General features: G+C 71.2%; 20 protein-coding genes. 8 read left to right on the forward strand and 12 right to left on the reverse strand.

What is annotated here, in order from left to right; genetic code table 11:
• Window positions 1–24: 24 nt before the first annotated feature.
• The 3 genes from H2Q94_RS01260 to H2Q94_RS01270 all read right to left on the reverse strand — a co-directional run bounded on the left by H2Q94_RS01260 (window position 25) and on the right by H2Q94_RS01270 (window position 2,973).
• A complete protein-coding gene (locus tag H2Q94_RS01260) occupies window positions 25–1,245 on the reverse strand; it encodes an MFS transporter (RefSeq protein ID WP_243791114.1) in 1,221 nt (406 codons plus the stop codon).
• Window positions 1,246–1,950: 705 nt separating this feature from the next.
• A complete protein-coding gene (locus tag H2Q94_RS01265) occupies window positions 1,951–2,625 on the reverse strand; it encodes a Crp/Fnr family transcriptional regulator (RefSeq protein WP_184483618.1) in 675 nt (224 codons plus the stop codon).
• A gap of 93 nt (window positions 2,626–2,718) precedes the next feature.
• Window positions 2,719–2,973 carry a hypothetical protein gene (locus tag H2Q94_RS01270; RefSeq protein ID WP_029621632.1) on the reverse strand — a complete coding sequence of 85 codons (255 nt, stop codon included), beginning with the start codon at window positions 2,971–2,973 and terminating at the stop codon, window positions 2,719–2,721.
• A 348-nt stretch (window positions 2,974–3,321) separates the two neighbouring features.
• Here H2Q94_RS01270 and nth point away from each other — a divergent pair, with 348 nt between their 5' ends.
• From nth to H2Q94_RS01290, 4 genes are read left to right on the forward strand one after another with little or no spacing between them, the layout of a single operon-like run.
• Entirely contained in the window at window positions 3,322–4,059 is a 738-nt protein-coding gene (nth, locus tag H2Q94_RS01275) for an endonuclease III (protein WP_243791116.1), read from the forward strand.
• On the forward strand, window positions 4,056–4,709 hold the full coding sequence (locus tag H2Q94_RS01280; protein WP_243791118.1) for a TlpA family protein disulfide reductase: 654 nt from the start codon (window positions 4,056–4,058) through the stop codon (window positions 4,707–4,709). Before nth ends, H2Q94_RS01280 begins: the two co-directional genes overlap by 4 nt.
• The gene (locus H2Q94_RS01285; protein ID WP_243791120.1) at window positions 4,706–5,404 is read left to right on the forward strand and encodes an NUDIX hydrolase; all 699 of its coding nucleotides are present in this window, start codon (window positions 4,706–4,708) and stop codon (window positions 5,402–5,404) included. The genes H2Q94_RS01280 and H2Q94_RS01285 overlap by 4 nt, the downstream gene beginning before the upstream one ends.
• Before the next feature lie 47 nt (window positions 5,405–5,451).
• The gene (locus tag H2Q94_RS01290; protein WP_243791122.1) at window positions 5,452–6,636 is read left to right on the forward strand and encodes a MarP family serine protease; all 1,185 of its coding nucleotides are present in this window, start codon (window positions 5,452–5,454) and stop codon (window positions 6,634–6,636) included.
• Window positions 6,637–6,760: 124 nt separating this feature from the next.
• On the opposite strand, the gene H2Q94_RS01295 is transcribed toward H2Q94_RS01290, so the two are convergent.
• The 4 genes from H2Q94_RS01295 to acs form a co-directional block, all read right to left on the reverse strand.
• Window positions 6,761–7,273 carry a phage holin family protein gene (locus H2Q94_RS01295; protein WP_243791125.1) on the reverse strand — a complete coding sequence of 171 codons (513 nt, stop codon included), beginning with the start codon at window positions 7,271–7,273 and terminating at the stop codon, window positions 6,761–6,763.
• A gap of 72 nt (window positions 7,274–7,345) precedes the next feature.
• Window positions 7,346–8,581: a Na+/H+ antiporter NhaA gene (gene nhaA / locus H2Q94_RS01300; protein WP_258718647.1), complete on the reverse strand. Its 1,236-nt coding sequence runs from the start codon at window positions 8,579–8,581 to the stop codon at window positions 7,346–7,348.
• Window positions 8,582–8,697: 116 nt separating this feature from the next.
• Window positions 8,698–9,693: a hypothetical protein gene (locus H2Q94_RS01305; protein WP_243791127.1), complete on the reverse strand. Its 996-nt coding sequence runs from the start codon at window positions 9,691–9,693 to the stop codon at window positions 8,698–8,700.
• Window positions 9,694–9,909: 216 nt separating this feature from the next.
• On the reverse strand, window positions 9,910–11,889 hold the full coding sequence (acs, locus tag H2Q94_RS01310; protein ID WP_243791129.1) for an acetate--CoA ligase: 1,980 nt from the start codon (window positions 11,887–11,889) through the stop codon (window positions 9,910–9,912).
• A gap of 272 nt (window positions 11,890–12,161) precedes the next feature.
• Between acs and H2Q94_RS01315 the strand changes: the two genes are divergently transcribed.
• Window positions 12,162–12,917, forward strand: a complete 756-nt coding sequence (locus H2Q94_RS01315; RefSeq protein ID WP_243791131.1) for a Fic family protein — start codon at window positions 12,162–12,164, stop codon at window positions 12,915–12,917.
• A gap of 246 nt (window positions 12,918–13,163) precedes the next feature.
• Window positions 13,164–14,096, forward strand: a complete 933-nt coding sequence (locus tag H2Q94_RS01320; RefSeq protein ID WP_243791134.1) for a nucleoside hydrolase — start codon at window positions 13,164–13,166, stop codon at window positions 14,094–14,096.
• A 36-nt stretch (window positions 14,097–14,132) separates the two neighbouring features.
• Here H2Q94_RS01320 and murQ read toward each other — a convergent pair whose 3' ends face one another.
• Window positions 14,133–15,062: an N-acetylmuramic acid 6-phosphate etherase gene (gene murQ, locus H2Q94_RS01325; RefSeq protein ID WP_243791136.1), complete on the reverse strand. Its 930-nt coding sequence runs from the start codon at window positions 15,060–15,062 to the stop codon at window positions 14,133–14,135.
• The gene (locus H2Q94_RS01330) at window positions 15,059–15,985 is read right to left on the reverse strand and encodes a MurR/RpiR family transcriptional regulator (RefSeq protein ID WP_243791138.1); all 927 of its coding nucleotides are present in this window, start codon (window positions 15,983–15,985) and stop codon (window positions 15,059–15,061) included. Before H2Q94_RS01330 ends, murQ begins: the two co-directional genes overlap by 4 nt.
• Before the next feature lie 181 nt (window positions 15,986–16,166).
• Between H2Q94_RS01330 and H2Q94_RS01335 the strand changes: the two genes are divergently transcribed.
• Window positions 16,167–17,810, forward strand: coding sequence for a hypothetical protein (locus tag H2Q94_RS01335; RefSeq protein WP_243791141.1), 1,644 nt, complete (start codon window positions 16,167–16,169; stop codon window positions 17,808–17,810).
• Window positions 17,807–19,645: a hypothetical protein gene (locus H2Q94_RS01340; protein ID WP_243791143.1), complete on the forward strand. Its 1,839-nt coding sequence runs from the start codon at window positions 17,807–17,809 to the stop codon at window positions 19,643–19,645. Before H2Q94_RS01335 ends, H2Q94_RS01340 begins: the two co-directional genes overlap by 4 nt.
• A gap of 409 nt (window positions 19,646–20,054) precedes the next feature.
• Here the strand turns inward: H2Q94_RS01340 and H2Q94_RS01345 are convergent, their stop codons facing one another.
• From H2Q94_RS01345 to H2Q94_RS01355, 3 genes are all read right to left on the reverse strand, one after another.
• On the reverse strand, window positions 20,055–20,444 hold the full coding sequence (locus H2Q94_RS01345; RefSeq protein WP_243791146.1) for a PPOX class F420-dependent oxidoreductase: 390 nt from the start codon (window positions 20,442–20,444) through the stop codon (window positions 20,055–20,057).
• A 103-nt stretch (window positions 20,445–20,547) separates the two neighbouring features.
• The gene (locus tag H2Q94_RS01350) at window positions 20,548–22,296 is read right to left on the reverse strand and encodes a serine hydrolase domain-containing protein (RefSeq protein WP_243791148.1); all 1,749 of its coding nucleotides are present in this window, start codon (window positions 22,294–22,296) and stop codon (window positions 20,548–20,550) included.
• A 22-nt stretch (window positions 22,297–22,318) separates the two neighbouring features.
• Window positions 22,319–23,566: an exo-beta-N-acetylmuramidase NamZ family protein gene (locus tag H2Q94_RS01355; RefSeq protein ID WP_243791151.1), complete on the reverse strand. Its 1,248-nt coding sequence runs from the start codon at window positions 23,564–23,566 to the stop codon at window positions 22,319–22,321.
• Between the last annotated feature and the right edge of the window lie 2 nt (window positions 23,567–23,568).

The following is a 23,568-nucleotide window of genomic DNA, read 5'->3' on the forward strand; positions in this document are numbered from 1 at the left end:
CCGGCCGCCCCGTTCGGCGCGGGGTCACACCAGGGCGGGCTCGCGGGCGGGCACCAGTGTGCCGCGCCGCAGCCACAGGCCCCCGGCCAGCAGCGCGCCGATGATCCCGGCGATGAGAAATGCGGCCGGCGGTCCGGAGCTCTCGACGAGCCTGCCGCTCACCGACTGGCCGACCGCCGAGCCCAGCGTCACCGCCGTCACCACCCAGCCGAACGCCTCCGTCTCGGTCCCGGCGGGAGCCGCCAGGTCCAGCGCGACGGAGTGCGCCGTCGACTGGGGGGTGATCAAGCATCCGGCCAGCAGCAGCGCCAGGCACAGTCCCCACAGCGACTCCGGCACGGCCAGCAGCGCGACGAGCGCGGCGAAGCCCAGCAACAGCGCGGGCAGCCGCAGGTGCATCGGCCGTGGCCAGGGCCGCATCCCGTAGAGCACGCCGAACACCACGGAGGTCACCGACAGCGCGCTCAGCAGCAGGCCGCCCGCGTTCGGCGCCCCGGCCTGCACCGCCGAGGCGGGCACACCGACCTCGACGAACCCGATGAGCACGCCGAAGCCGAGCGCGGCCAGCGCCACCGTCCGCATCCCCGGTGCGCGGAACGCGCCGAGCATCCCGCCCCGCGGTCCGGTGTGCTGCGGGCGGAGCCTGCGGGCCGCGGGCGTCGCGGCGAACCCGAGGCTGCCGACGATCATGCAGGCGGCGCCCGCGACGACACCTGCTCCGTGCCACGGCAGCGCGACCAGCAGCCCGGCGAGGCCAGGACCGAGGATGAAGAACACCTCCATGCTGATCGCCTCGTACGAGTAGGCGGCGTCCCGGACCGGACCGGCGGGCAGGAGCTGCGCCCACAGCGCCCGCGAGGCGGGGGCGACCGTCGGCTGGCTGAGTCCCAGCGCGAACGCGAGCACGGTCAGCACCGCGACGGGTGCGCCGGTCTCGATGGCGGTGATCTCGGCCGCGGTGAGCACGGCGAGCGCCGCGGACATCACCAGCATCGGGCGGCTCGGCCCGATCCGGTCGATCACTCGGCTCTGCACCACGGAGCCGCACGCGACACCGACCAGTTCGGCGGCGGAAACGAGCCCGGCGATGGCGAAGCTGCCGGTCTGCTTCTGCACGTACAGCATCAGAGCCAGCCCGATCATCGCGATCGGCAACCGCCCCAGCAGGGACGTCAGCACGGGTGCAGTGGCTCCGGGCGTCCGCAGCGCGGCCCGGTAGTCGGCGAGGGTGATCGAGTGGGACACGCGTACCAGTGTCCGTAAACAGGTACGCCAGTACCAAGCTGATTTAGTGGTGTTCTACGTCGCCCCGCGACCACGGGAAGACCTGCCGGGACCAGCCTTTCCGTCCCGTCCGGCCGAGCCAGCGCGCGCCGCGTCCCTCCGTGCGGCCACCCCTCGTGTCGACGCGATCCGGCTGTGAAACGAGAGGCCTCGGCTCCCGATGGGCAAGCACCGGGCGACGACACGCCGGGTGACCACCCATATAGGGGACGTTGTGCCCGGTTTCTTCGCCGTTCGCCGAGGGCACACTGGTGTCACGAGGAACGACGGCGATCGGGAAGAAATTCACCGGCTCGTGCAACCGGATCCGAGATCGCAACGTCTTACCTAGAGAAGGCCCTGAAGTAGGCGAGCCGAACGGGCGGCCGCACAACAGCACAAGCCACCTCCGGTACGGGTTCGGGGCCGACGTCGGAGGTTCGGAGAGCGTGGTTAGTCGGGGGACGGGCCGCGCAAGCGAAAGGACTGGAGCGTCGCGTCGGGGGCGACGCCCCAGTCCTTTCGGCTGTTCGGCCCAGGTGAACGGGCAAGCTCGGCGGCGGGATGCGGGCACGCGAAAACGCGCATCGACTGAGGGGTCCGAACTCGGGCGAACCCATCAGGCGACGCGCGTTACGGCGTCCGGTCGGCCGACCGGCCGACGCGCGAACCGTGCTGAGCCGAAGCTCAGCGTGCGCGGCGAGCCAGTCGCTCCGGATCCAGGATCAGCACGCTCTTGCCTTCGAGCCGCAGCCAGCCGCGGTGCGCGAAGTCGGCCAGCGCCTTGTTCACGGTCTCCCGCGAGGCGCCGACGTACTGCGCGATCTCTTCCTGCGTGAGGTCGTGGGTGACCCGAAGCAGGCCCGCTTCCTGGCTGCCGAAGCGCTGCGCGAGCTGCAGCAGCGCCTTGGCGACACGGCCGGGCACGTCGGTGAAGATCAAGTCGGCGAGCATGCCGTTGGTCCGGCGCAGTCTGCGCGCCACGACCCGCAGGAGCTGCTCGGCGATCTCCGGGCGGGTGCCGATCCACTGCCGCAGCGCACTGCGGTCCATGGTCAGCGCGCGCACCTCGGTCACCGTGGTGGCCGTCGACGTGCGCGGTCCCGGATCGAAGATGGACAGCTCGCCGAACATGTCCGACGGCCCCATGATCGCCAGCAGGTTCTCGCGGCCGTCCGGAGACTTGCGTCCGAGCTTGACCTTGCCGTTTTGGATGATGTAAAGCCGGTCGCCCGGCTCGCCCTCGGCGAAGATCACGTGTCCACGCGGGAACTCAGACGGTTCCAGCGATTGGGTCAGTGCCTCCGCTGCGGCCGGTTCCACGCCCTGGAAGATTCCGGCGCGGGAAAGGGTCTCGTCCACCTCGTCCCTCCATGTTGAGACGCGGCGGCTTGTTCGAAGCGGTGCCCGCGTGCGCGGTCACCGGACTGTGCCGCCGATCACTACCAGTTGAGTTTAAGACTGGTCGCGGGAACGGCGAGTTCGCAGCTTGCCGGCGCGTCCCACCCTGCGTAGCTGGAACAGCTCCAGCGCACGTCCAATTCCCTGCCGGAACAGCGCCCGGACCTCGTCCGGCCGAGCGTTCTCCAGCAGCTCTTCAACCTCGTTCTCTTGTACCGCGACGTGCCGTAGCCGTGCCTCCACGCGCTCCATGAAGAGCGTGAAGAACATGATCACTAGCGGTACGACTATAACGAACCAGGCAGTCATGATGCTTGAATCCTCGCTCATGCCTTCGAGACGGACGCAACCGGGGGTGGGTTGCCCGTCGATGGGGTCGGGTTCGGGTGTCGCCGTGGTCCGTACTCTGGTGGAGTGCCGGAGCCAGCCCACGACAGTTCTCAGCCTGGTCGATCATCCTCACATCAGGCCTCGGCGGGCCGTTCGGCGCCCACCCGATCCGCTGCGGCGAGGTCGGCGGACACCGGCTCCTCGCGCTCTCGAGCAGCGGAAACAGGTTCCGGTGGCCGTTCCGCGGCACCCGCTCGCAAGCCACGGGCACGTCGTGCCGCCTCCGGGACGGAGACGCGGACGGGGTTGGTCCGGCGGGCGCGGCGCATGGTCCGCACCCTCGCGGAAGCCTATCCGGACGCGCACTGCGAGCTCGACTTCGGTGACCCGCTGCAACTGGCGGTGGCCACCATCCTGTCCGCGCAGTGCACGGACAAGCGGGTCAACCAGGTCACGCCCGCCCTGTTCGCCCGCTACCCGACGGCAGCCGACTACGCGGGCGCCGACCGCACGGAGCTGGAGGAGCTGATCCGCTCCACCGGCTTCTACCGGAACAAGGCGAACTCCCTGATGGGGCTGGGCGCGGCGCTCGTGGACGAGCACGGCGGGGAGGTGCCGCCGCGGCTGGCGGACCTGGTGAAGCTGCCGGGAATCGGCCGCAAGACCGCGAACGTGATCCTCGGCAACGCGTTCGACGTCCCCGGCATCACGGTGGACACGCACTTCGGCCGGTTGGTGCGCCGCTGGGGGTGGACGGCGGAGGAGGATCCGGTCAAGGTCGAGCACGTGATCGGTGAGCTGATCCCCCGCAAGGAATGGACGATGCTCTCGCACTACGTGATCTTCCACGGCCGCCGGGTGTGCCACGCGCGCAAACCCGCGTGCGGCGCGTGCCTGCTGGCGAAGGACTGCCCGGCCTTCGGCGCCGGGCCGGAGGAGCCGGCGACGGCGGCGAAGCTGGTCCGCGGCCCTGAGGCGCCGCGGTTGCTGGAGCTGGCCGGGATCACCGACGACCTGGACGAGAAGACCATCGAGCAGGCCGCCGCGAAGGAGCCGGACGCGTGAGCCGGTGGCAGCACGTCCGCGAGTTCCGCCGCGAGATCCAGTGGACGGTCGTCGTGCTGGTGCTGGCCGCGCTGGCCGTGGTCGCGTTGTGGCCGGGCGGCTCCGGAGGCGGCGACTCGCAGGCCGGGAGCCCGTCGGATCCGCGGCAGCGCACGGCGTCGCCGGTCGATCCGGCGTTGCGCGGCGGGCTAGAGCCCTGTCCGGCGCCGCAGCCCGGCGGCCCGGCCGCACTGGCCGGGGTGACGGGGACCTGCCTGGCCGACGGCACCCCGGTGGACGTCGGCGCGGCGCTCGCGGGACGACCCGCGCTGATCAACGTGTGGGCGACCTGGTGCGGCCCGTGCCGCACCGAGCTGCCCGCGGTGCAGGCCTACTCGGAGCGTCCCGGCTCGGTCCCGGTGCTGGGCGTGCAGGTGCAGAGCGACGAGGCGGGCGGCCTGGAGCTGCTGCGCGAGCTCGGTGCGCGGTTCCCCGGTGTGCACGACCCGGACGGGGCGGTGCGGTCGGCGCTGCGGGTGCCGAACGTGCTGCCCGCGAGCTTCGTGATCACGGCGGGCGGTGAGGTCCGGCGGATCGATCCGCCGGAGGTGTTCGAGTCCGCGGACGCGGTGGACGCCGCCGTCCGCCGCACCTTGGGAGGCCGTTCGTGACGGACCGCGTGGTCAACGGAGCGGACGCGCCGGAATGGCTGAGTCCGCTGATCCAGCGCAGCGTCGACATCGACCAGGAGCATTTCGGCTGGCCCCGGCTCCGCCCGCCGCGCAGCGCCCGTCCGGCGGCGGTGCTGATCCTGTTCGGGGAGCACGCGGACGGTCCGGACGTGCTGCTGTTACGGCGCGCGGACGGACTCAGCTCGCATCCCGGCCAGGTCGCCTTTCCCGGCGGTTCGATCGACGACACCGATGACGGACCGGTGGACGCCGCGCTGCGCGAGGCGCAGGAGGAGGTCGGGGTGCTGCCCGAGGGCATCCGGCCGCTGGCGGCGCTGCCGGAGCTGCACGTGCCGCACAGCGGTTTCCGGGTGACACCGGTGCTGGCACATTGGCGGGAGCCGTCTCCGGTGGCTCCCGTCGATCTCGGGGAGACTCGGGCGGTGGCTCGGGTGCCGTTGTCGTGGCTGGCGGATCCGGCGAACCGGGTCATGGTCGGCTTGCGGGACGGGCGCCACGGCCCCGCCTTCCTCGTGCCGGGGATGTTGGTGTGGGGGTTCACCGGTGCGCTGCTGTCCGGCGTGCTCGATCTCGGCGGTTGGTCCTCGACGAGCTGGGAGGGTGCCGAGAAGCTGGGCCTCGACGAGGCGTGGCGGGCCGCGGAGGAGGCCGCCGACGTCGGCTTCGACAGGTGATGGTGGGCTGATCGGGTCGTGGTCGGGACGCGGCGGAAGGGTGTTCGGTGAACTGGGTCGATCTGCTGGTGGTGGCGCTGGCGTTGCTGGCCGCCGTGTCCGGCGCGCGCAACGGCCTGGTCACCGCGTTGTTCTCGTTCCTCGGCGTGTTCGTCGGTGCGATCGTGGGGCTGCGAGTGGCTCCGCTGCTGCTGGAGCGCTTGGACAGCCAGCCCGCCAGGATCGGTTTCGGCGTGGGCATCGTCGTGCTGCTGGTGGCGTTCGGCGAGACCTTCGGCATGTGGGCGGGCCGGGAGCTGCGGGACCGGATCACCTCGCCGAAGTTGACCGGCGTGGACAACGTGCTGGGCGCGGTGTTGCAGTGCACGGCCGTGTTCGTGGTCGCCTGGCTGGTCGCGCTGCCGTTCACCTCGGCGACGGCGATGCCGGGGCTCGCGTCGGCGATCACCCGATCCCAGGTGCTCAGCCAAGTGGATTCGATGATGCCCCGGTCGGTGAAGTCGCTGCCGGACGACCTGCGCCAGATGCTCGGAGTGAGCGGTTTCCCCGATGCGCTGGAGCCGTTCTCGAAGACCCCGGTGGCCGCGATCGAGCCGCCGGACCAGGCGTTGGCCGACAGCGACGTGGTGCGCAACGCGCAGACCAGCGTGGTGAAGGTGCGGGGCCGGGCGGTCTCGTGCGCGCGGGCGCTGGAGGGCACCGGTTTCGTCGTGGCTCCGAACCGGGTGATGACGAACGCGCACGTCGTGGCGGGCACGGATCGGGTGGCGATCGAAGTGGGCCGCGGTGAGTTCTCCGCGAACGTGGTGATGTTCGATCCGGCGACGGACTTGGCGATTCTGGCGGTGCCGGATCTGGACGCGGACGCGATGCCGCTGGACCGGGCCGAGGTGCCTGCCGGCGGCAGCCTGATCGCGCTCGGCTATCCGCTGGACGGTCCGTACACGGCGGCAGCCGGCCGGTTGCGGCAGCGCATCAACCTGCGCGGACCGGACATCTACGACGCGAACACCGTGGTGCGGGACGTGTACACGGTGCGCGGCAAGGTGCAGAGCGGGAACTCGGGCGGCCCGCTGGTCGACCCGCAGGGCGATGTGGTGGGCGTGGTGTTCGGCGCCGCCGTGGACGATCCGGAGACGGGATTCGCCCTGACCGCGGACGAAGTGGCCGATGAGGTCGCGGAGTCCTCCTCGCTGACCACCCCGGTCTCCACCGGCGAGTGCACCGGCTGACGTTTCCGCCGCGGAACGGCCGTCGCGCCGCCGTTCGACGTTCCGGCACACGAAAGGCCAGGGACCCGGCCCGTACCGGGTGCACCTGGCCTGACGGCGCAGTCTCCGCGAGACGCGGTTCGCGCTAGCTCTGGATCGCCTCTGCGGCCGCGTCCTGGCCGCGGCGCTGGGTGAGCTGCTTGGTGTCCTTGAGCGTCGCGATGGTGCGTTTCGGCGCTCGGATCTTGCGCACCCGCAGGTAGCCGAGCAGGCCGAACAGGCCGGCCACGATCAGCATCAGCAGGAACACGATCCCGAAGGACGCCCAGCGCCAGATGCCGAGTGCGTTGAGGCCTTCGGCGAGGGTGAAGAAGAGGAAGAACATGCTGAAGCCGAGCACGGCCAGCGCGAGGACGAAGTAGACGCTGCCTTTGACGCCCTTCTTGACCTCGCCGGTGACTTCGGCCTTCGCCAGTTCGATCTCGGCGCGGAGCAGCGTCGACAGGTGCGTCGTCGCGTCACGCACGAGGGCGCCGATCGACTGCTCGCTGCCCACGCCAGTGCCCTCCTCGGACAGCGGGAGGGATGTGACGGCCGACCAGGCTGCGCCGTCGCTGCTGCCTTGCTGGTTCTTCTGGGCGCTGTTCACGCCCGCCATCGTGCCACGCCGCCTGAACGGTGACCGAGTGAGACTCCTCGGGTGTTATCGGTGAGTGATCTCCGAGACCGATCAGTTCCGCTCACGGGCGGTCCGCCGACCGCGCCGCAGCAGGATCGCGGAGGCGATGAGCGAGGCGAGCGCGGAGGCGATGAGCACGGCCGTCTTGGCTCGTTCGGCCGCATCCCCGGCCAGCGACAGCTCGGCTATCAGCAGGCTCACGGTGAAGCCGACGCCGCCGAGCATCGCCAGCGCCGACAGGTCCCGCCAGGTGACTCCGGTGGGGCGGGAACCGAGCCCGAGCTGCACCGCGAGGTAGGAGGTGCCGAAGATCCCGATGAACTTGCCGAAGAACAGCCCGGCCATCACGGCGATCGAGATCCGGTCGTGCACCAGCGCGCCGAGCGCTTCGCCGTTCACCGGCACGCCCGCGGCGAAGAACGCGAACACCGGCACGATCAGCCCGGCCGACCAGGGCTGCAGCCGGTGTTCGAGCCGCATCGACGGCGACGCCGTCTCGTCCGGGTCGGTCTTCACCCTGGTGAGCAGGCCGAGTGCGACACCGGCGATGGTGGCGTGGACGCCGCTGCCGTGCACCGCGACCCAGGTGGCGACCGCCAGCGGCAGGTAGAGCAACGGGGTGGTGATCCGCTTGCGCTGCGCGAACCAGTAGCCGGCGCAGAGCACGACCGCCGCGAGCAGCGCGAGCACGCTCAGGCCGTCGGTGAACAGCACGGCGATGACGATGATGGCGCCGAGGTCGTCGACGACGGCGAGGCTGAGCAGGAACACTCGAGCCGCCGTCGGCATCCCCGAGCCGGTCAGCGACAGCACGCCCAGCGCGAACGCGATGTCGGTGGCCACCGGGATCGCCCACGCCTGGCCTGCGCCCGGAGTCCCGTGCCCGATGGCGAAGGCCATCGCGGCGGGCACGACCATGCCGCCGAACGCGGCCAGTATGGGCAGCGTCGCGGTCTTGCGGTCGGCGAGCTCCCCGACGACGAGTTCCCGCTTGAGCTCGAGTCCGGCGACGAAGAAGAAGATCGCCAGCAGCCCGTCCTTCACCCACTCGCCGACGGTGAGGTCCAGGTGCAGCGCGTGCGGCCCGATCCGATAGTCCCGCACGCCTTCGTAGAGCTCGCTGACCGGGGAGTTCGCCGCGATCAGCGCGAGCGCGGTGGCGACCAGCAGCATCATGCCGCCGACGGTCTCGGTGCGCAGGTACTCGGCGAAGTCGAACGCCCGGGGGCGCGCCTTACCGCGGTCGGCGGGCCCCTGCGGGGCGGCGTCGGGTTCGGGCTCTGTCATCGGTGGGCCTTCCTGGTCGCGAGCACGCTGACGTATCGCCGACCAGACTTCCCGGCACACCCTGCGGGGACCCTAACAGCAGCCCTGTCCCGGCCGCCCCGGCCGTCGATCCGACGTCAGGCGCAGGACCAGTACACGGGCTGGGAATCGCCCTTGGGGATCACGGCGCTGCCGCCGATGACGCTCCCGTCGGAGCTGACGGTGCGGGCAGCGTGGATCGGGTAGCTCTTGTACGGCGGCAGCTCGATGGTCCGGCCGTCCGCGACCAGGACGGCTCGGTCCCCGGCCCGCTGGGTTCCGACGAGCCAGCCGTGCTCGTTGATCCCGCCGTCGTCCCCGTACACGTCCGGGATGTTCTCGGCGGCGCCGGTCTCGATGTTCCAGCGCACGGTTCCGCCGGGGCCGGAGCCGATGACCCACGGCCCGTTGATCTCGGCGGCCGTCAGGTGGTCCTGCGGCTTCGAGCCCTCCGGGCGGGGCAGCACGCGGAGCGCGCCGTCCTGCCAGGACACGGCGTCCGTGCCGCCTTCGCCGGGGGCTGTACCCACGATCGTGCCGTCCGCGGCGATGTCGTGCGCGGAACCGGCGGCGCCGCCCTCCAGCGGAACGGGTTCGTCGGAGCCGGGTTCCCAGGTCACGGCCCCGTTCGCGTCGTACCCGACGATCTGACCGGAGTCGTTGATGGCCGTCGGGGACACGTCGCCGGGCAGCACGCGGATCTGGCCGTTGTCGTAGACCCACGGCCGAGCATCGCTGTACTCGTCGAAGTGGCCGCCCACTGCCACTCCGTTGGAGTTGATGTCGCTCAGGGTGTTCGGCGCGTCTTCGATCGTGTCGACGATTTGCCCGTCACGCCAGATGACGACGGTTTCCGCCGGCCCGCCATTTCTGCTGGTGGAGCCCAGCAGCGTTCGCCCGTCCGGGCTGGAACCGGTCACGGAGCCCCCGCTGACGCCGGGCGGCAGGGGAAGTTCGTGGACCTCGCATGATGCCGGCGCCTGCGGCAGGCCCTCGGCGCCTGCCGGTGATGCCACCAGCGACGCGGCGGCCGTCCCGGCGAGCACGCCGCCGACGGCGGCCAGTCGTGGCAGGACCTTTGCTTTGCGTACCAACGTGACTCCCTGCTCATGGGGTTTTTGAGACCATCCATTGGACGGCGGGGCGGACCGCGGGGTTGTCCTCCGGGCGGTCCTGAGTTTTGCCGGTAAAGAAGGCGAGCAGGGCGAAAATGGGAATGTCGGACGTGGCCTGCGGTCGAGCGCGAGGCAGAGCCCGGCTCCCTTCCGGGAACCGGGCTCTGCGGGTGAAACCGTTCTACTGGGCGGAGGTCACTCGTCGGAGCTCTTGGTCAGGCCCTTCGAGATGAGGTCCATGACCGAGGAGTCCGCCAGCGTCGAGACGTCGCCGACCTCGCGGTTCTCCGCCACGTCCCGCAACAACCGCCGCATGATCTTGCCGGAGCGCGTCTTCGGCAGCTCCTGCACGACCATGATCTGCCGCGGTTTCGCGATCGGGCCGATCTCGTGCGACACGTGGTCGCGCAGCGCCTTCAGCGCCGCGTCCCCGCCCGCCTCGTCGGCGGCGTTGCCGCGCAGGATCACGAACGCGACGATGCCCTGCCCGGTCGTGGCGTCGCTCGCGCCGACCACGGCGGCCTCCGCGACCGTCGGGTGCGACACCAGTGCCGATTCGACCTCGGTGGTGGAGATGCGGTGTCCGGAGACGTTCATGACGTCGTCCACCCGGCCCAGCAGCCATATGTCGCCGTCGGCGTCGTACTTCGCGCCGTCACCGGCGAAGTAGTACCCGAGGTCGGCGAACTTCGACCAGTAGGTGTCCTTGAAGCGCTGGTCGTCGCCCCAGATGCCGCGCAGCATCGACGGCCACGGCTTGTCCAGCACCAGCAGGCCGCCACCGCCGGGGCCGACGTCCTCGCCGGTCTCGTCGACGATCTTCGCGGAGATGCCGGGCAGCGTGACCTGCGCCGAACCGGGCTTGGTCGCGGTGACACCGGGCAGCGGCGAGATCATGATCGCGCCGGTCTCGGTCTGCCACCAGGTGTCCACGATCGGGGCCTTGCCGCCGCCGATGTTATCCCGGTACCAGATCCAGGCCTCGGGGTTGATCGGTTCGCCGACCGAGCCGAGCACGCGCAGCGAGGACAGGTCGTACTTCGCGGGGATCTCCGCGCCCCACTTCATGAACGTGCGGATCGTGGTCGGCGCCGTGTAGTACAGCGTCACGCCGTACTTCTGCACGATCTCCCAGTGCCTGCCCTCGTGCGGGCTGTTCGGCGTGCCCTCGTAGATGACCTGCGTGGCACCGTTGGCCAGCGGCCCGTACACGATGTAGGTGTGCCCGGTGACCCAGCCGATGTCGGCGGTGCACCAGTACACGTCCGACTCCGGCTTCAGGTCGAAGACGTTGCGGTGCGTGTAGGCGGCCTGGGTGAGGTAGCCGCCGGAGGTGTGCAGGATGCCCTTCGGGCTCCCGGTGGTGCCGGAGGTGTAGAGGATGAACAGCGGGTGCTCGGAGTCGAACACCTCCGGGTCGTGCTGGTCGGACTGCGGCTCGACGACGTCGTGCCACCACTTGTCCCGCTCGTTCCACTGCACGTCGATGGCGGTGCGCTTGACCACGAGCACGTGCTCGACGCTCGGCGTGTGCGCCACGGCCTCGTCGACGTTGGCCTTGAGCGGCGCGGCCTTGCCGCGGCGGTACTGGCCGTCGCAGGTGATGACGACCTTGGCCTCGGCGTCGTTGATCCGGGAGCGCAGTGCTTCCGAGGAGAATCCGCCGAACACGACGCTGTGCAGCGCACCGAGGCGCGCGCAGGCGAGCATCGAGAAGACGGCCTCGGGCAGCATCGGCAGGTAGATGGCGACGCGGTCGCCTGCGCCGACGCCGAGCGAGGCGAGCGCGTTCGCGGTGCGGCTCACTTCGCGTTGCAGTTCGGCGTAGGTGATGTCGCGGCTGTCGCCGGGTTCGCCTTCCCAGTGGATCGCGACCCGGTCACCGTTGCCGTCGTCGACGTGCCGGTCTGCGCAGTTGTAGGCGACGTTGAGCTTGCCGCCGACGAACCACTTCGCGAACGGCGCGTCGGACCAGTCCAGAACCTGATCCCACTTGGTGTCCCAGCGCAGGTGTTCGGCTTCGGCGGCCCAGAACCCCTCCCGGTCGGCCGCGGCCCTGTCGTACATCTCCGACGTGGCGTTGGCCGCTGCGGCGAACTCCGCCGGCGGCGGGAACGTCCTGCTCTCGGTGAGCAGGTTGTCCAGGGTCTTGCTCGGCCCGTCGGGCTGGCTCATTGCGGGGAACCTCCCTGCTGGCGGACGGCTGATGTCTTGTAGACCGTAGTGCGATGGGGCTCACTCCGACAGAGCCGGAAATGATTGGTGCGAACCAATGCCCGGCCAAGTGGATCTTTCCGGGGCTCGCACCAGGGAGTCAGTCTCAGGTCGAAAACGTTGCAATCAGGTTGCCAACCGATCGGGCGACAACGCCGTGACCCGACATGATCGTCGGCCGCAGACATGGGTTGTCCGCTCGCCGTACCGACCGGCAGGTAGCGTCCAGCCTCGTGAGTGCCCAAGAGTCGTTGCTCCCGCTGCTGGAGCTGCCCGGTGTCACCGACGCGGTCGCCACCGCGCGGACCGCGATCGACGAGATCCACCGGCACCCGGCGAACCGCCGCGGCTGGCCCGCGACCAGCGCCGAAGCCTCGGTGCGCGCCGCACGAGCCTCGGCCGCCGTGGCCGGTGGGGCCACCGAGATCCCGGACAGCGGCGAGGTCAGCGACCCGCTGCTGGCGGGCGCGCTGCGCGTGGCGGAGGCACTGGGGCCGTTGCTGCCGACCTGGCAGCGCGCCCCGTTGCAGGCCTTGGCACGACTGCACGTGCTGGCCGCCGCCGATCTCCCCGGCGACCCGGACCGACTCGGCAGGCCGAGAGCGGACGAGGCCGTGTCCGGCAGGCTCGACCTGCTCTCCCAGGTGGTCGCGGACGCGGGCGGCAAGTCCCAAGGAGTCGTGCCGGGTCCCGTGCAGGCGGCGATCGTGCACGGCGAACTGCTCGCGCTGGCCCCGTTCGGCGAGGTCGACGGGATCATCGCGCGGGCCGCCGCGCGGCTCAGCGTGATCGGCAGCGGCCTCGACCCGAAGGGACTGGTCGTCCCGGAGGTCGCCTACTTCCGGCGGCAGCCCGACTACACGGCCGCGGCCGAGGCGTTCGCCACCGGCGAACCCGACGGGGTCGCGCGGTGGATCGTGCACTGCTGCACGGCGTTGGAGACCGGCGCGCGCGAAGCGAAGTCCATCGCCGACGCCGTCGAAGCCTGACCCTGAGCCTCGCAGCGCGACGTGCAGGTCCTTGATCAGTGTCTTGCCGGCGGCGAAGCCGATGAGCGGTGACCACCAACGCAGCCGGGCCACCGGCGGTTCTGAGCCGTCTTCTCGCGAGGACGGCGATGTTGCGTGTGGCGGAGCCGCTCGAAACTCGATCCCGCAGCGAGCAGACCGCTGAGGTTCCGCCACCCGGACACCCGAGCAACGCAAGAACAGATACCCGAACGACAGGGAGCGAGTGTGCCGAAGAAGGTCCTGATCGATTGCGATCCGGGTATCGACGACGCGTTGGCCATCGCGTTCGCGCACGGCCGCCCGGAGCTCGAAGTCGTCGGGCTCAGCACCGTCTCCGGCAACGTGGGCCTGGCCCACACCACGAACAACGCGCTGTGCCTGGCCGAGTTCTACGGCATGGACGTGCCGATCGCGGCGGGCGCGGACCGGCCGCTGGTGCGGGAGACGGTGCTGGCCGACCAGGTGCACGGCGGTAACGGTCTCGGCGGCGTGACGCTGCCGAGCGCCACGACTCGGGTCGTCGACCGGCACGCGGTCGATTTCATCATCGACACCTTGGCGGCCGAGCCGGGACGGATCAGCCTGCTCGCCGTGGGGCCGCTGACGAACATCGCCCTCGCCGTGCGCAAGGAGCCTCGGATCGTCGAGTGGGCGCGCGAGTTCGTGATCATGGGCGGTTCGTACACGCGCGGCAACCGCACTCCGGCCGCCGAGTTCAACATCCTCGCCGACCCCGAGGCCGCCGCGGTCGTGTTCGACGCGGGCTGGCGCACCACGATGATCGGCCTCGACCTCACCGCGCAGGCCCGCGCCACCGCCGACGTGCGCGGGCGGTTCGGCGTGCTGGGCCGGTTGGAGGCGGAACTGCTCTCGCCGATCCTGGACTTCTACGGCCGCCACCCGCAGTACCGGGAGCTCGGCCCGGCGGTGCACGACGCCTGCGCAGTCGCCTTCGCGCTCGACCCGAGCCTGGTCACCACGGTGCCCGCGCGCGTGGACGTGGAGACCCACGGCCGCTTCACCTCGGGCATGACGGTCACGGACTTCGAGGCCCCGGCGGCACGCCACAACGCCGACGTGGCGACGGTCCTCGACACCGAACGCTTCTGGAACCGCCTCCTGGAGGCCTTCAGCCACGTCGCGACGCGGATGCCCTGACAGCTGCGGAACTCGACGTCAGGTCGTGGCTGAGCTTCAGCCGGAGAGGGAGCGGAGGGCTTCGCGGACTTGGCCGTCGGAGACGGCGAGCGCCGCCGTCGCGCGTTCGACGTCAGCGCCGGTGAGCAAGTGCACGAGTGCGGTCTTGAGGTCGCCGCCCGCGGCGCCGAGGGCTTGCGCGCACTCGTCCTCGGACGCGTTCGTGGCCTCTTGCAGGATGCCCACCGTGCGGCCGCGCAGCTTCGCGTTCGTCGCGAGCAGGCTCACCATGAGGTTCGAGTAGGTGCGCCCCATCCGGACCATCACGGCCGTGGAGAACGACGTGAGCACCAGTTTCTGCGCGGTGCCCGCCTTCATCCGGGTGGAGCCCGCGATCGGTTCCGGGCCGGTGTCGACCGCGATCGTCAGATCCGCCGGGGCGGTGCCGGTCGATTCGGGGTTCGCCGACATCAACGCGGTGCCCGCCCCGACCTCGCGGGCCGCGCGCAACGCGCCCAGCACGTACGGCGTGCGACCGGAGGCGGTCAGCCCGAGCACGAAGTCCGAACTCGTCACCGCCGAACGGATCGCCGCCGCGCCGGATTCGGTGTCGTCCTCGGCGTTCTCCACGGGTTTCTGGAACGCGCCGCTGCCACCGGCCTGGTGCGCGACGACCCAGTCCGCGGGCACGTTGTAGGTGGGGATGAGCTCGGCCGCGTCGAGCACCGCGAGCCGCCCCGAGGTGCCCGCGCCGACGTAGTGCACCCGCCCGCCGCCGCGCAGCGCGGTGACCGCCAGATCCACGGCGCGCGCCAGCTCGGGCAGCGCCCGCCCCACGGCCTCCGGCACGGTGCGGTCCTCGGCGTTGAGCACCTGCAGGATGTCCAGCGTCGGCAGCAGGTCGATGTCCCTGGTCCGGTCGTTGGTGCGCTCCGTCGGCGCGTTCACTCGCACAGCGGGTTCGTCCGCCGGTGTGTTGCGGCTCATCGACCGTCCTCCTTGTGCCTTCGGCGGTCGGGTCGGGCACCGAGCCGGTGCGCGCCGACCGCCTCGTAGGTGACTTCCAGCGCTGCCTTGGTGTCGTCGATCCGGCGTTGCGCCACGCCGATGAACAGGCAGTCGATCACGGTGAGCTGGCCGATGCGGCTGGCCATCGCCCCGGAACGGTAGGTCGTCTCGCGCACCGCCGTGGTGAGCACGTGGTCGGCGATCTCGGTGATGGGGGAGCGGCTGAAGTTGGTGAGCGCGGCCGTGACGGCCCCGCGGTGGCCCGCTTCGCGCAGCGCCTCCGTGGTCTCGGTGGTGGCGCCGGTGTGCGAGATGCCGAGCGCCACGTCACCGTCGCGCAGCAGCGCCGCTGAGGTCAGCGCCGCGTGCGTGTCCGACCACGCGAAGCAGGTCAGCCCGATGCGGTGCAGCTTCTGCTGCAGGTCGAGGGCGACGAAGGCGCTGGCACCGACGCCGTAGACGTCGATCCGGCGGGCCTGCGCGACGGCGTCCACCACGGCGGACAACGCGTTCGCGTCGAGCTGGCCCGCGGTCTCCTCCACGGCTTTCGCGTCGGCGTAGGCGACCTTGTCGATGATCTGGTCCAGCCGGTCGTCCGGCTCGATGTCGCCGCCCAGGTCGCGGTCCCGGTTGGAGGTGCGGGCGGTGTCGGCGGCGAGGGCGATGCGCAGGTCCGGGTAGCCGCCGACCCCGATGGCCTTGCAGAACCGGGTCACGGTGGTCTCGCTGGTGCCCGCGGCCTCGGCCACGTCGGTGATGCTGCGCCGCGCGATGGAGGCGGGCGCGGACAGCACGATGTTGGCGACCCGCTGTTCGGCTTTGGCCAGACCGGGGAGCAGGGAGCGGATGCGGACCAGGGGACTGTTCGCACCGGCTTCGTCGGGGGCTTCGTCAATGGCCATGTGGGAAACTTACTAACGCCGATCTGTGCAGGTCAATGCGGGTATGCCCGCAGCGAGGGGGAGTTGCCCGGTTTGGGCGCGTGGGAGCCTGTCATCGGGTGGACGGGGTTCGGCGGCCGCCGGGTTGCACCGCGGATTCGCTACCCTTCGTGCAGACGCCGACGGCGCGAAGCGGGGTGACATGAGCGGGCCAGCGGACCTCGGCTCCGAGTGGTTCTGCGCGACCGGGTCGATCTCGACGCCCGTCGCCGAGCACACCGAGTTCCTGCTTCAGCAGCACGAGGCCGGCGCTGTGCGGCTTTACGACCGGGGTGTCCTGGACCCTGCCGACCCGGCGGCGCCGGTGCGGCGCCGGATGACGTGGCAGCGCGACGGCGATCCGGTCTCGGCGGTGCTGGTGCTGCTGGCGCGCGATGAGCAGGTCCGGTTGTGGTTCGCCGCTCGTTGCCCCGCCGGGTGGGGGCACGGACTGCCGTCGCCGCTGATCCGGGCGGGCCTGGCGAGGTTCCCGCTGGCCGATCCGCGCAGCGGGCTCGCCGTCACCGGCTCCACGCTGCGCGACGACCCGGACGACCTGGCCGGGCTGCTCGCCGCCACGCGGGATCGGCGCAGCGAGACCGCGGTGCTGGTGCGCCACATCGACCGGGAACCGGGGCGGCCGTTGGTGGTGCCGCGTCCGTCGGCGGAGTTCCGGAAGGCGACGTTGGGCTGCGCGTCGGTGGTGTTCGTCGGGGACGCCGTGGCGCAGCGGCTCGCCGTGGAATTGCCCGAGCGGCTGCGGATTCCCTGGCGGGGCGCCAGGTTGTTCCTCCCGGTCGCCTGGTCGGCTGAGCGCGCGGACCCTCAACTGTCCGGAGTGGACGTCGATGACGCCGCGGCGTGGTCGGGCGCGGTCGAACTCGCGCTGCGGGTCTCGCGGCGCCGGGAACCCGGCACGACGGACGCGGAGCTGTGGTCGACGCTGTTCGCCACCGCCTGGCACGACGAGCGCGTCGCCGACGTCCCGGCCGGGCCTGCGGAGCGCTGGTTCGCGGTCGCCGGCGGCGCGGACAAGTCCGACCTGCGACAGCGCATCCAAGGATCCGGTGCGCGGCAAGCGGAATCCAAGGAGGCGGCGGCCCGTCGAGCGGAGGCGGTGAGCGGACTGGACACCAAGATCGAGCAGGTCGCCGCCAAGCTGACCGGACTCGACCGGTCCCGGCGCAGGCTGGCCGATGCCGCGCTGCGGTTGCGCGCCGAACGGGACGCGGCGCGGGATCGGCTCGCGGGCACCTCCCTCGGCGCCGCCCGCCGTCGGCGGGACGCGGCGGTGCGTTCGACGCGAGCCGGAGCGCAGCGGCTCGCCGACTGCGAGCGGGAACTGGAACGGTTGCGGGACGAGGAGAATCAGCTGCTCACCGAGCTCGGCAGGCCCGTGGCGCCCGATCCGATCCGGCTGCCGGAACCGGCCGGGGTGTGCTTCGGCCCGGGAGTCCGGGAGGAGATCGGGTGCCTCGACGATGCGCGGACGCGGCGGTGCGGGCAGGTGCTGGACCTGCTCGGCTCTTACGCCGCCGCTCCCGACGGCTCGCTCGCCGAGCACCTGCGCGCCGGAGGAATTGCGCCGCCGCCCGGAAACCCGGACTCGGATGCCGAGCACCTCGCCGCCGTCACCTTCCGGGTACCGACCGAGGTCGACCCGTCCGGGTGGGCGGCGTTCCCCGCGTTCATGCGGCTGGATCACGCCGGTGACCCGAGGTTCGCGTTGCACTACCTGGACGACACCGCCGGAACGACCGGCGCGGTGCACGTCGGATACGTCGGACCGGAACTCGGTGCGCGATGAGCATCGACGAGACCGGGGCGCCGAAACCGCTGCACCGCAACGCGTTCTGCGCGGCGGGGCACGCCGACGTCTCGCTGCGGGACGCCGAGCGGTGGCTCGTCCGGGCGCACGAATCGGGGGAGATCCGGCTGATCGACGCGGGCCGTGAACCCGGTGCGGACCTGCCGCGACGCTGGCGAGCGAGCTGGGGGCAGGGCTCCTCCGCAGTGCGCGCGGCGCTGGTGGTGTCGCGCGGCGCGGACGACGGGAACACCTTCCTGGTGTACGCCGAAGCCGCCCGGCCCTGGTCGATCCGGGACCAGGTCACGCCCGTGCAGAAGCTGGGGATGCTCGAAGCGGGACTGCGGGATTCGCGTGGCGTGTACTCGCTGACCGAGCAGAATCCGTTGGTGGGCCTGGAAGACGTGGATTTCCTGGTGCACACCTTCGAAGAAGGCATGCGGGACTCGCCGGTGCTCGTCTACAGCGGCGATGTCGGCAGGCCGCTGCCGCCGGAGCTGCTGCGCTTCCGCAACGCCACCCGAGGGCTGTGCGGGCTGCTGCCCGCCGACGACTCGGTCCGCGACCGCGTGAACGCGCTGCTGCCGCCCCGGCGCCGAATTCCCGCCCGTGCGGCCCGGCTTTACCTGCCGCCGTGGTGGGTGGAGCACGCCGAGGATCCGGTGATCCCGCAGGACCGGTTCAACCGCCCCGGAGCCTGGCGCGAGCTGGTGGACACGGTGTTGCGGGTGAGCACGTGGCGGGCCGGCGGTGCCATCCGCATGGCGGGCGAGGCGTGGCAGGCGCTGCTGTTCGATCCGATGCACGACCGGCGGGTCACCGAGGACACCCGCGGCGGGGCACTGCGCTGGCTGCCCGCTCCGGACGACGGCGGAGCGCGGGTGCTGCGCAACCGGCTCAGCGCGGCGGCTCAGCAAGAGAACGTCGCCCGTGACCAGGCGGAATCCGCGGCGGAGGTGCTCGCCGAACGGCACGCGGGCGCGGAACGGTTGCGGGCGCAGGAGCAGCGGGCGGTTCGTTCCCGGCGGCGGCTCGCGGAGCTGACGGTGCGGTTGCGGCGGGAACGCGACGAGGCCGACGAGCAACTGCGGTCCGGTTCGGTGCCTGCGACGTGGCGCGCGGCGCGGGACGCCGAACTGGAATCGGAGCTGTACGCGGCGGAATTGGACGAAGCCGAGGACGAGCTGATCCTGCTGCGGCACCGTGTGGCCGCGCTGCAACGCGTCGTCCGCGCGGACGACCAGGACTCCGTTCCGAGCGGTGCCCCGAACACCGACACCGACACCGACACCGACACCGACGCCGACACGGCAGGCGGTCGACCGGCCGCAACGCCCGCCTGCTTCGCCGACCTGCTCACCGCCGTCCGCCGCGACCTGCCCGCGCTCCGCATCGGCCCCCAAGTCGAACCGTCCGCATTGGACGGTCATCGGCGCAGTGCGCAGTGGTTGCGGCGGACTTGGAACGTGCTGATCCTGCTGGACTCCTACGCGCGGGACCGGGCGGCCGCCACCGACCACGGCCGACTCGACCTGCGCGGATTCGCGCACTACGTGCGGGCGCACGGCGGCGAACGGGGGATCAGCGCGAGCTCGATCGCCTCCGGGGAGACCGAGATGGTGGTCAACACGCCGCGATTCCGCAACGCCCGCACCTTCCCGGTACCGGCGGAGGTCGACGCCGCGGGTCACGCCTTCTTCGGCGCCCACGTCAAGATCGACCGCAGCGGCGGAGTCGCTCCCCGGCTGCACTACCTCGACGACACCCGAGGCGACACCGCCGCCGTCCACATCGGCTACCTCGGCCCGCACCTGCCGAGCCCCGAAACCAACTGATCGTCAACGTCGAGGTGGATCCGCGGGCAGCACGTGCTCAATCGGTGGTGACGCACAACGAGCAGACCACGGCCTCGTGCGCGACAGGCCAGTGCGTCGGGGCGTTCGAAGTCCTGCTCGCGCACGTGGCACGTGTAACCGGTGTCCACCCGTCCACGCCTGGAGCCTGCTCAACGGCTTCCTGCCGTAGACGACCAGCGCCACCACGATCAGCGTCGTGATCAGGTACCCCGGCCACAGCCGCACGCCGAGCTCGACTTCCAGGCCCCCGCCATGATCGCGCCTTCGGTGAAGAAGATGAACGTGAAGCTGCCGAAGATGATGCTGGTCTGCGCTCAGGAACGCGCTGGGCGGCGCGGCGGAACCCGCGGGTCACGTGGTGCGCGATCACCAGGTGCCCCGCCGAGGTTCAGCCCGGCACGTGTTCCGGTTCGACGAGCACGACCACGCGTTCATCTCCCGGTTGGCCCCACTGGTAGGTGTCCTCGCCGGTGTACTTCTTCGCCATCTTGTTGATGAACGCGTTCTCCGGGTCCGGTTCCGCTCCGACGACCCGGCCGCGGATCTCGACGTAGAGGTACGGGTTGTCCGGATCGTGCGCGGACAGCGCGATGCGCGGATCCCGTTGCAGGTTCCGGAACTTCTGCCTGGCCGTGGTCTGGCTGAACTTCAGGTGCGTGCCGTCCCAGTCGATCCACACCGGGCTGGACTGCGGCTCGCCACGCGGGCCGAGGGTGGCGATGTGCGCGAAAGCGCGCTTGCCGAGGATCTCTTCCAGTTCCCGCGGAATCACGGACATGGCACTGCCTCCTGGCGCTCGACGATGAACACCAGGAACGACACCGTGATCGCGGCCGCTATTCCGGTTCGCGATCCGTTTCGCCCGTTCGGGGAACAGGCCGTCAGCGGTCGACCTGCCGCCAGCCCTGCGGCGTGAGGCCATGGGGTTCGCGCTCGCCGTCGAGCAGCGTGCGCTCCTGATCCGCGACGGAGATGCCGTCCAGCAGCACTCCGCGTCCCACGTACTGGTCGTCCGGTGCGTAGCGCCAGCGCAGCAGCACCCGCCGGCCCGGCTGTGCGTCGACCGTGCCGCGCACCTGCCACCACGCGCGGTGGCCGGACGCCGTCAGGTCCTGCTGCGGACCTTCGGGAGCCCCTTCGCCGTCCGCCGTCACCGGCACCGGCTGCCACGACCTGCCACCGTCCGTACTGGACTCAACGCGGAGCGGGTCGGCGCCGTCCGCGTCCCGCTGGGTGTCCACGAACGAATCGAACGCCACCCGCACCGGCCCGGCGACCGGCCCCAACTCCCGCGTCGTCAACGTCGCGGGAACCGAAGCGGAAGCCGTCCACTCCCGCGAACCGCGCACGGGTCGCACCGCCAGTGACTCCGCCATCCCCTGCGCGAGCACCTGCCGCGCCTCGTTGTTCGAACCCCACTCCCGCGACGGATGCACCCGGTTCGTCAACAGCACCACCACCGAACGCGACAGCGGGTCCAATACCAGCGACGTACCGGTGTAACCCGTGTGCCCCGCCGTCCGCGGGCTGCTGAGCCCGGCCATGTACCAGCGCTGATCCAGCTCGAACCCCAAGCCGTGCGAATTGCCGGGGAAGCCGCCGTTGAAGTCGGTCAGCATCTGGTCCACCGAGTCCTCGTCCAGCACCTCGGTATCGCCGTAAGCGCCGCCGTTGAGCAGCGCCTGCCCCAGGATCGCCAGGTCGTGCGCGGTGGAGAAGATCCCCGCCTCACCGGCGACCCCGCCCAGCGACCACGCGTTCTCGTCGTGCACCTCGCCGCGGACCATGCCGCGCGGCGGGTCCGCCTGGAACTCGGTGGCCGCGATCCGATCCCGCTTCTGCGGCGGCGGGTTGTACCCCGTGTCGACCATGCCCAGCGGCTCGGTGATCCGGTGGCGCACCACCTCGTCGAGCGGCTCGCCCGCCATCCGAGCCACCAGCACGCCCAGCGTGATCATGTTCGGGTCGGAGTACTCGTAGCCCGAGCCCGGCGGGTGCTGCGGCGTCAAACCCATGACGTGCGGAATCCGCTCCTGCGGCGGCAGCTTCCACAACTGCACCTCGGCCTGCAGGCCCGAGGTGTGCGTGAGCAGGTGCCGCACGGTGATCGATTCCTTGCCGTTGACGCCGAACTCCGGCAGGTACCGCGCGACCGGCGCGTCCAGATCCACCGTGCCGTCCTCGACCTGCTGCAGCGCGGCGATCGAGGTGAACAGCTTGGTGATCGACGCGACGTCGAAGATCGTGTCCGGCCGCATCGGCTCCTGCTGTTGCGGCGGCAACTCGGTGCCCTTGTCGTCCGCGTAGCGCACCTCGCGGCCGAACGCGTCCTGGCGGACCACCACGCCGTCGTGCGCCAGCAGCGCCACCGCGCCCGCGTACATCGGGTGCTCGCGGCCCGGCGTCGGCTCGGTCCACGTCGCGATCCGCCGCATGGCCGCGTCGATCGGCTTCGCGTCCAGCCCCGCCTCCTGCGCGGAACCGGGCCGCAGCACGGTGTCCGAGGCCGCGAACCCCTCCTGCGGCCGGTCGAACCGGCCGCCCGCGCCCTCCGGTGCCGAAGCGCACGCGGGACTCGCGGTGGCCGCGGTGACCGATGCCAAAACCAGCGCCGACAGCGTTCTGCGCATCACGGACCCCACCCCTCGAACGTCACCGGTACAGCGAATAGCGTCCCCGCGACCGGCGGAACTCGGCCAATTCGGCTTCCCAGGAACCGACGATCTCGTCCACCTCCGCGCCCGCGTCGATCATGGTGCGGACCCGGTCGGTACCGGCCAACTTGTCGAACATGCCGTCCGGGCGCCAGCCGAACGCCTGCGGGTACAGCCGCCTCACCGTGACCAGCATGGTGATCGCCACCCGCACCGGATCCAGCTCGCCGTGCCGGTACAACTGCACGCCGCCGCAGGTCTTCTCGGCGTGCTTGGAGAACGTCGGCACGAAGTAGGTCTCGCGGAACCGCACCCCCTCCAACCCGGCCGCGTTCAACTCCTCGGCCCACCGCCAGTCGATACCGGGCGCTCCGATGATCTCGAAGGGCCGCGTCGTGCCCCGGCCTTCGGACAGCACCGTGCCCTCGAACAACCCGGTTCCCGGGTACACCATCGCGGTGTCCGGCGTCGGCATGTTCGGGCTCGGCGGAACCCACGGCACCGCAGGCTCCGCGCCGCGGCCCCGCCAGCCCTCGACCCGCACCACCTCCAGGCGGTCGCGCAGCGGAACGTCGAGGAACCGGGCGTCGAACATCTTCGCCAGCTCGCCGATCGTCATGCCGTGCTGCTGGGCGATCGGCAGCAGCCCCACCCCGGAGGCGAACCGCGGATCCAGGACGGGACCCGCCACCTGGTGCCCGCCGATCGGGTTCGGCCGGTCCAGCACCATGAACCCCGCGCCGACCTCGGCGGCCGCCCGCATCGCCTCGTACATCGTCCAGACGTAGGTGTAGAAGCGGGCGCCGACGTCCGCGATGTCAAACACGACCTGCTGCACCCCGGCCTTGCGGAACATGCCCGCCAGCGCAGGCACGTCCGCGCCGTACGCGTCGTACACCGGAATCCCGGTGCGCGGATCCGTGACGTCGCCCTCCGAGCCGCCGGCCTGCGACGTTCCCCGGAAACCGTGCTCGGGACCGAACACCGCGGCGATGTCCACCGCCCCGCTCCCGTGCATCGCGTCCACCACGTGCTCCAGCGACGCCAGCACCCCGGTCGGGTTGGTGATCACCCCGAGCCTGCGCCCGGTGAGCCGCTGCCAGCCTTCCGCGGCCAGCACGTCCGCGCCCGTGCGCACCGGCTCGGACGTGGCCTCTTCCGGGGCGGCGGCGCATGCGCTGCCCGCGCCCAGCAGCGGGGCGGTGAGCGCGGTCGACGTCAGGAAACCCCGCCTGTTCAGCGGCATCA

The sequence above is a fragment of the Saccharopolyspora gloriosae genome (genome assembly GCF_022828475.1).
In the GTDB taxonomy this organism is placed as follows: Bacteria; Actinomycetota; Actinomycetes; order Mycobacteriales; family Pseudonocardiaceae; genus Saccharopolyspora_C; species Saccharopolyspora_C gloriosae_A.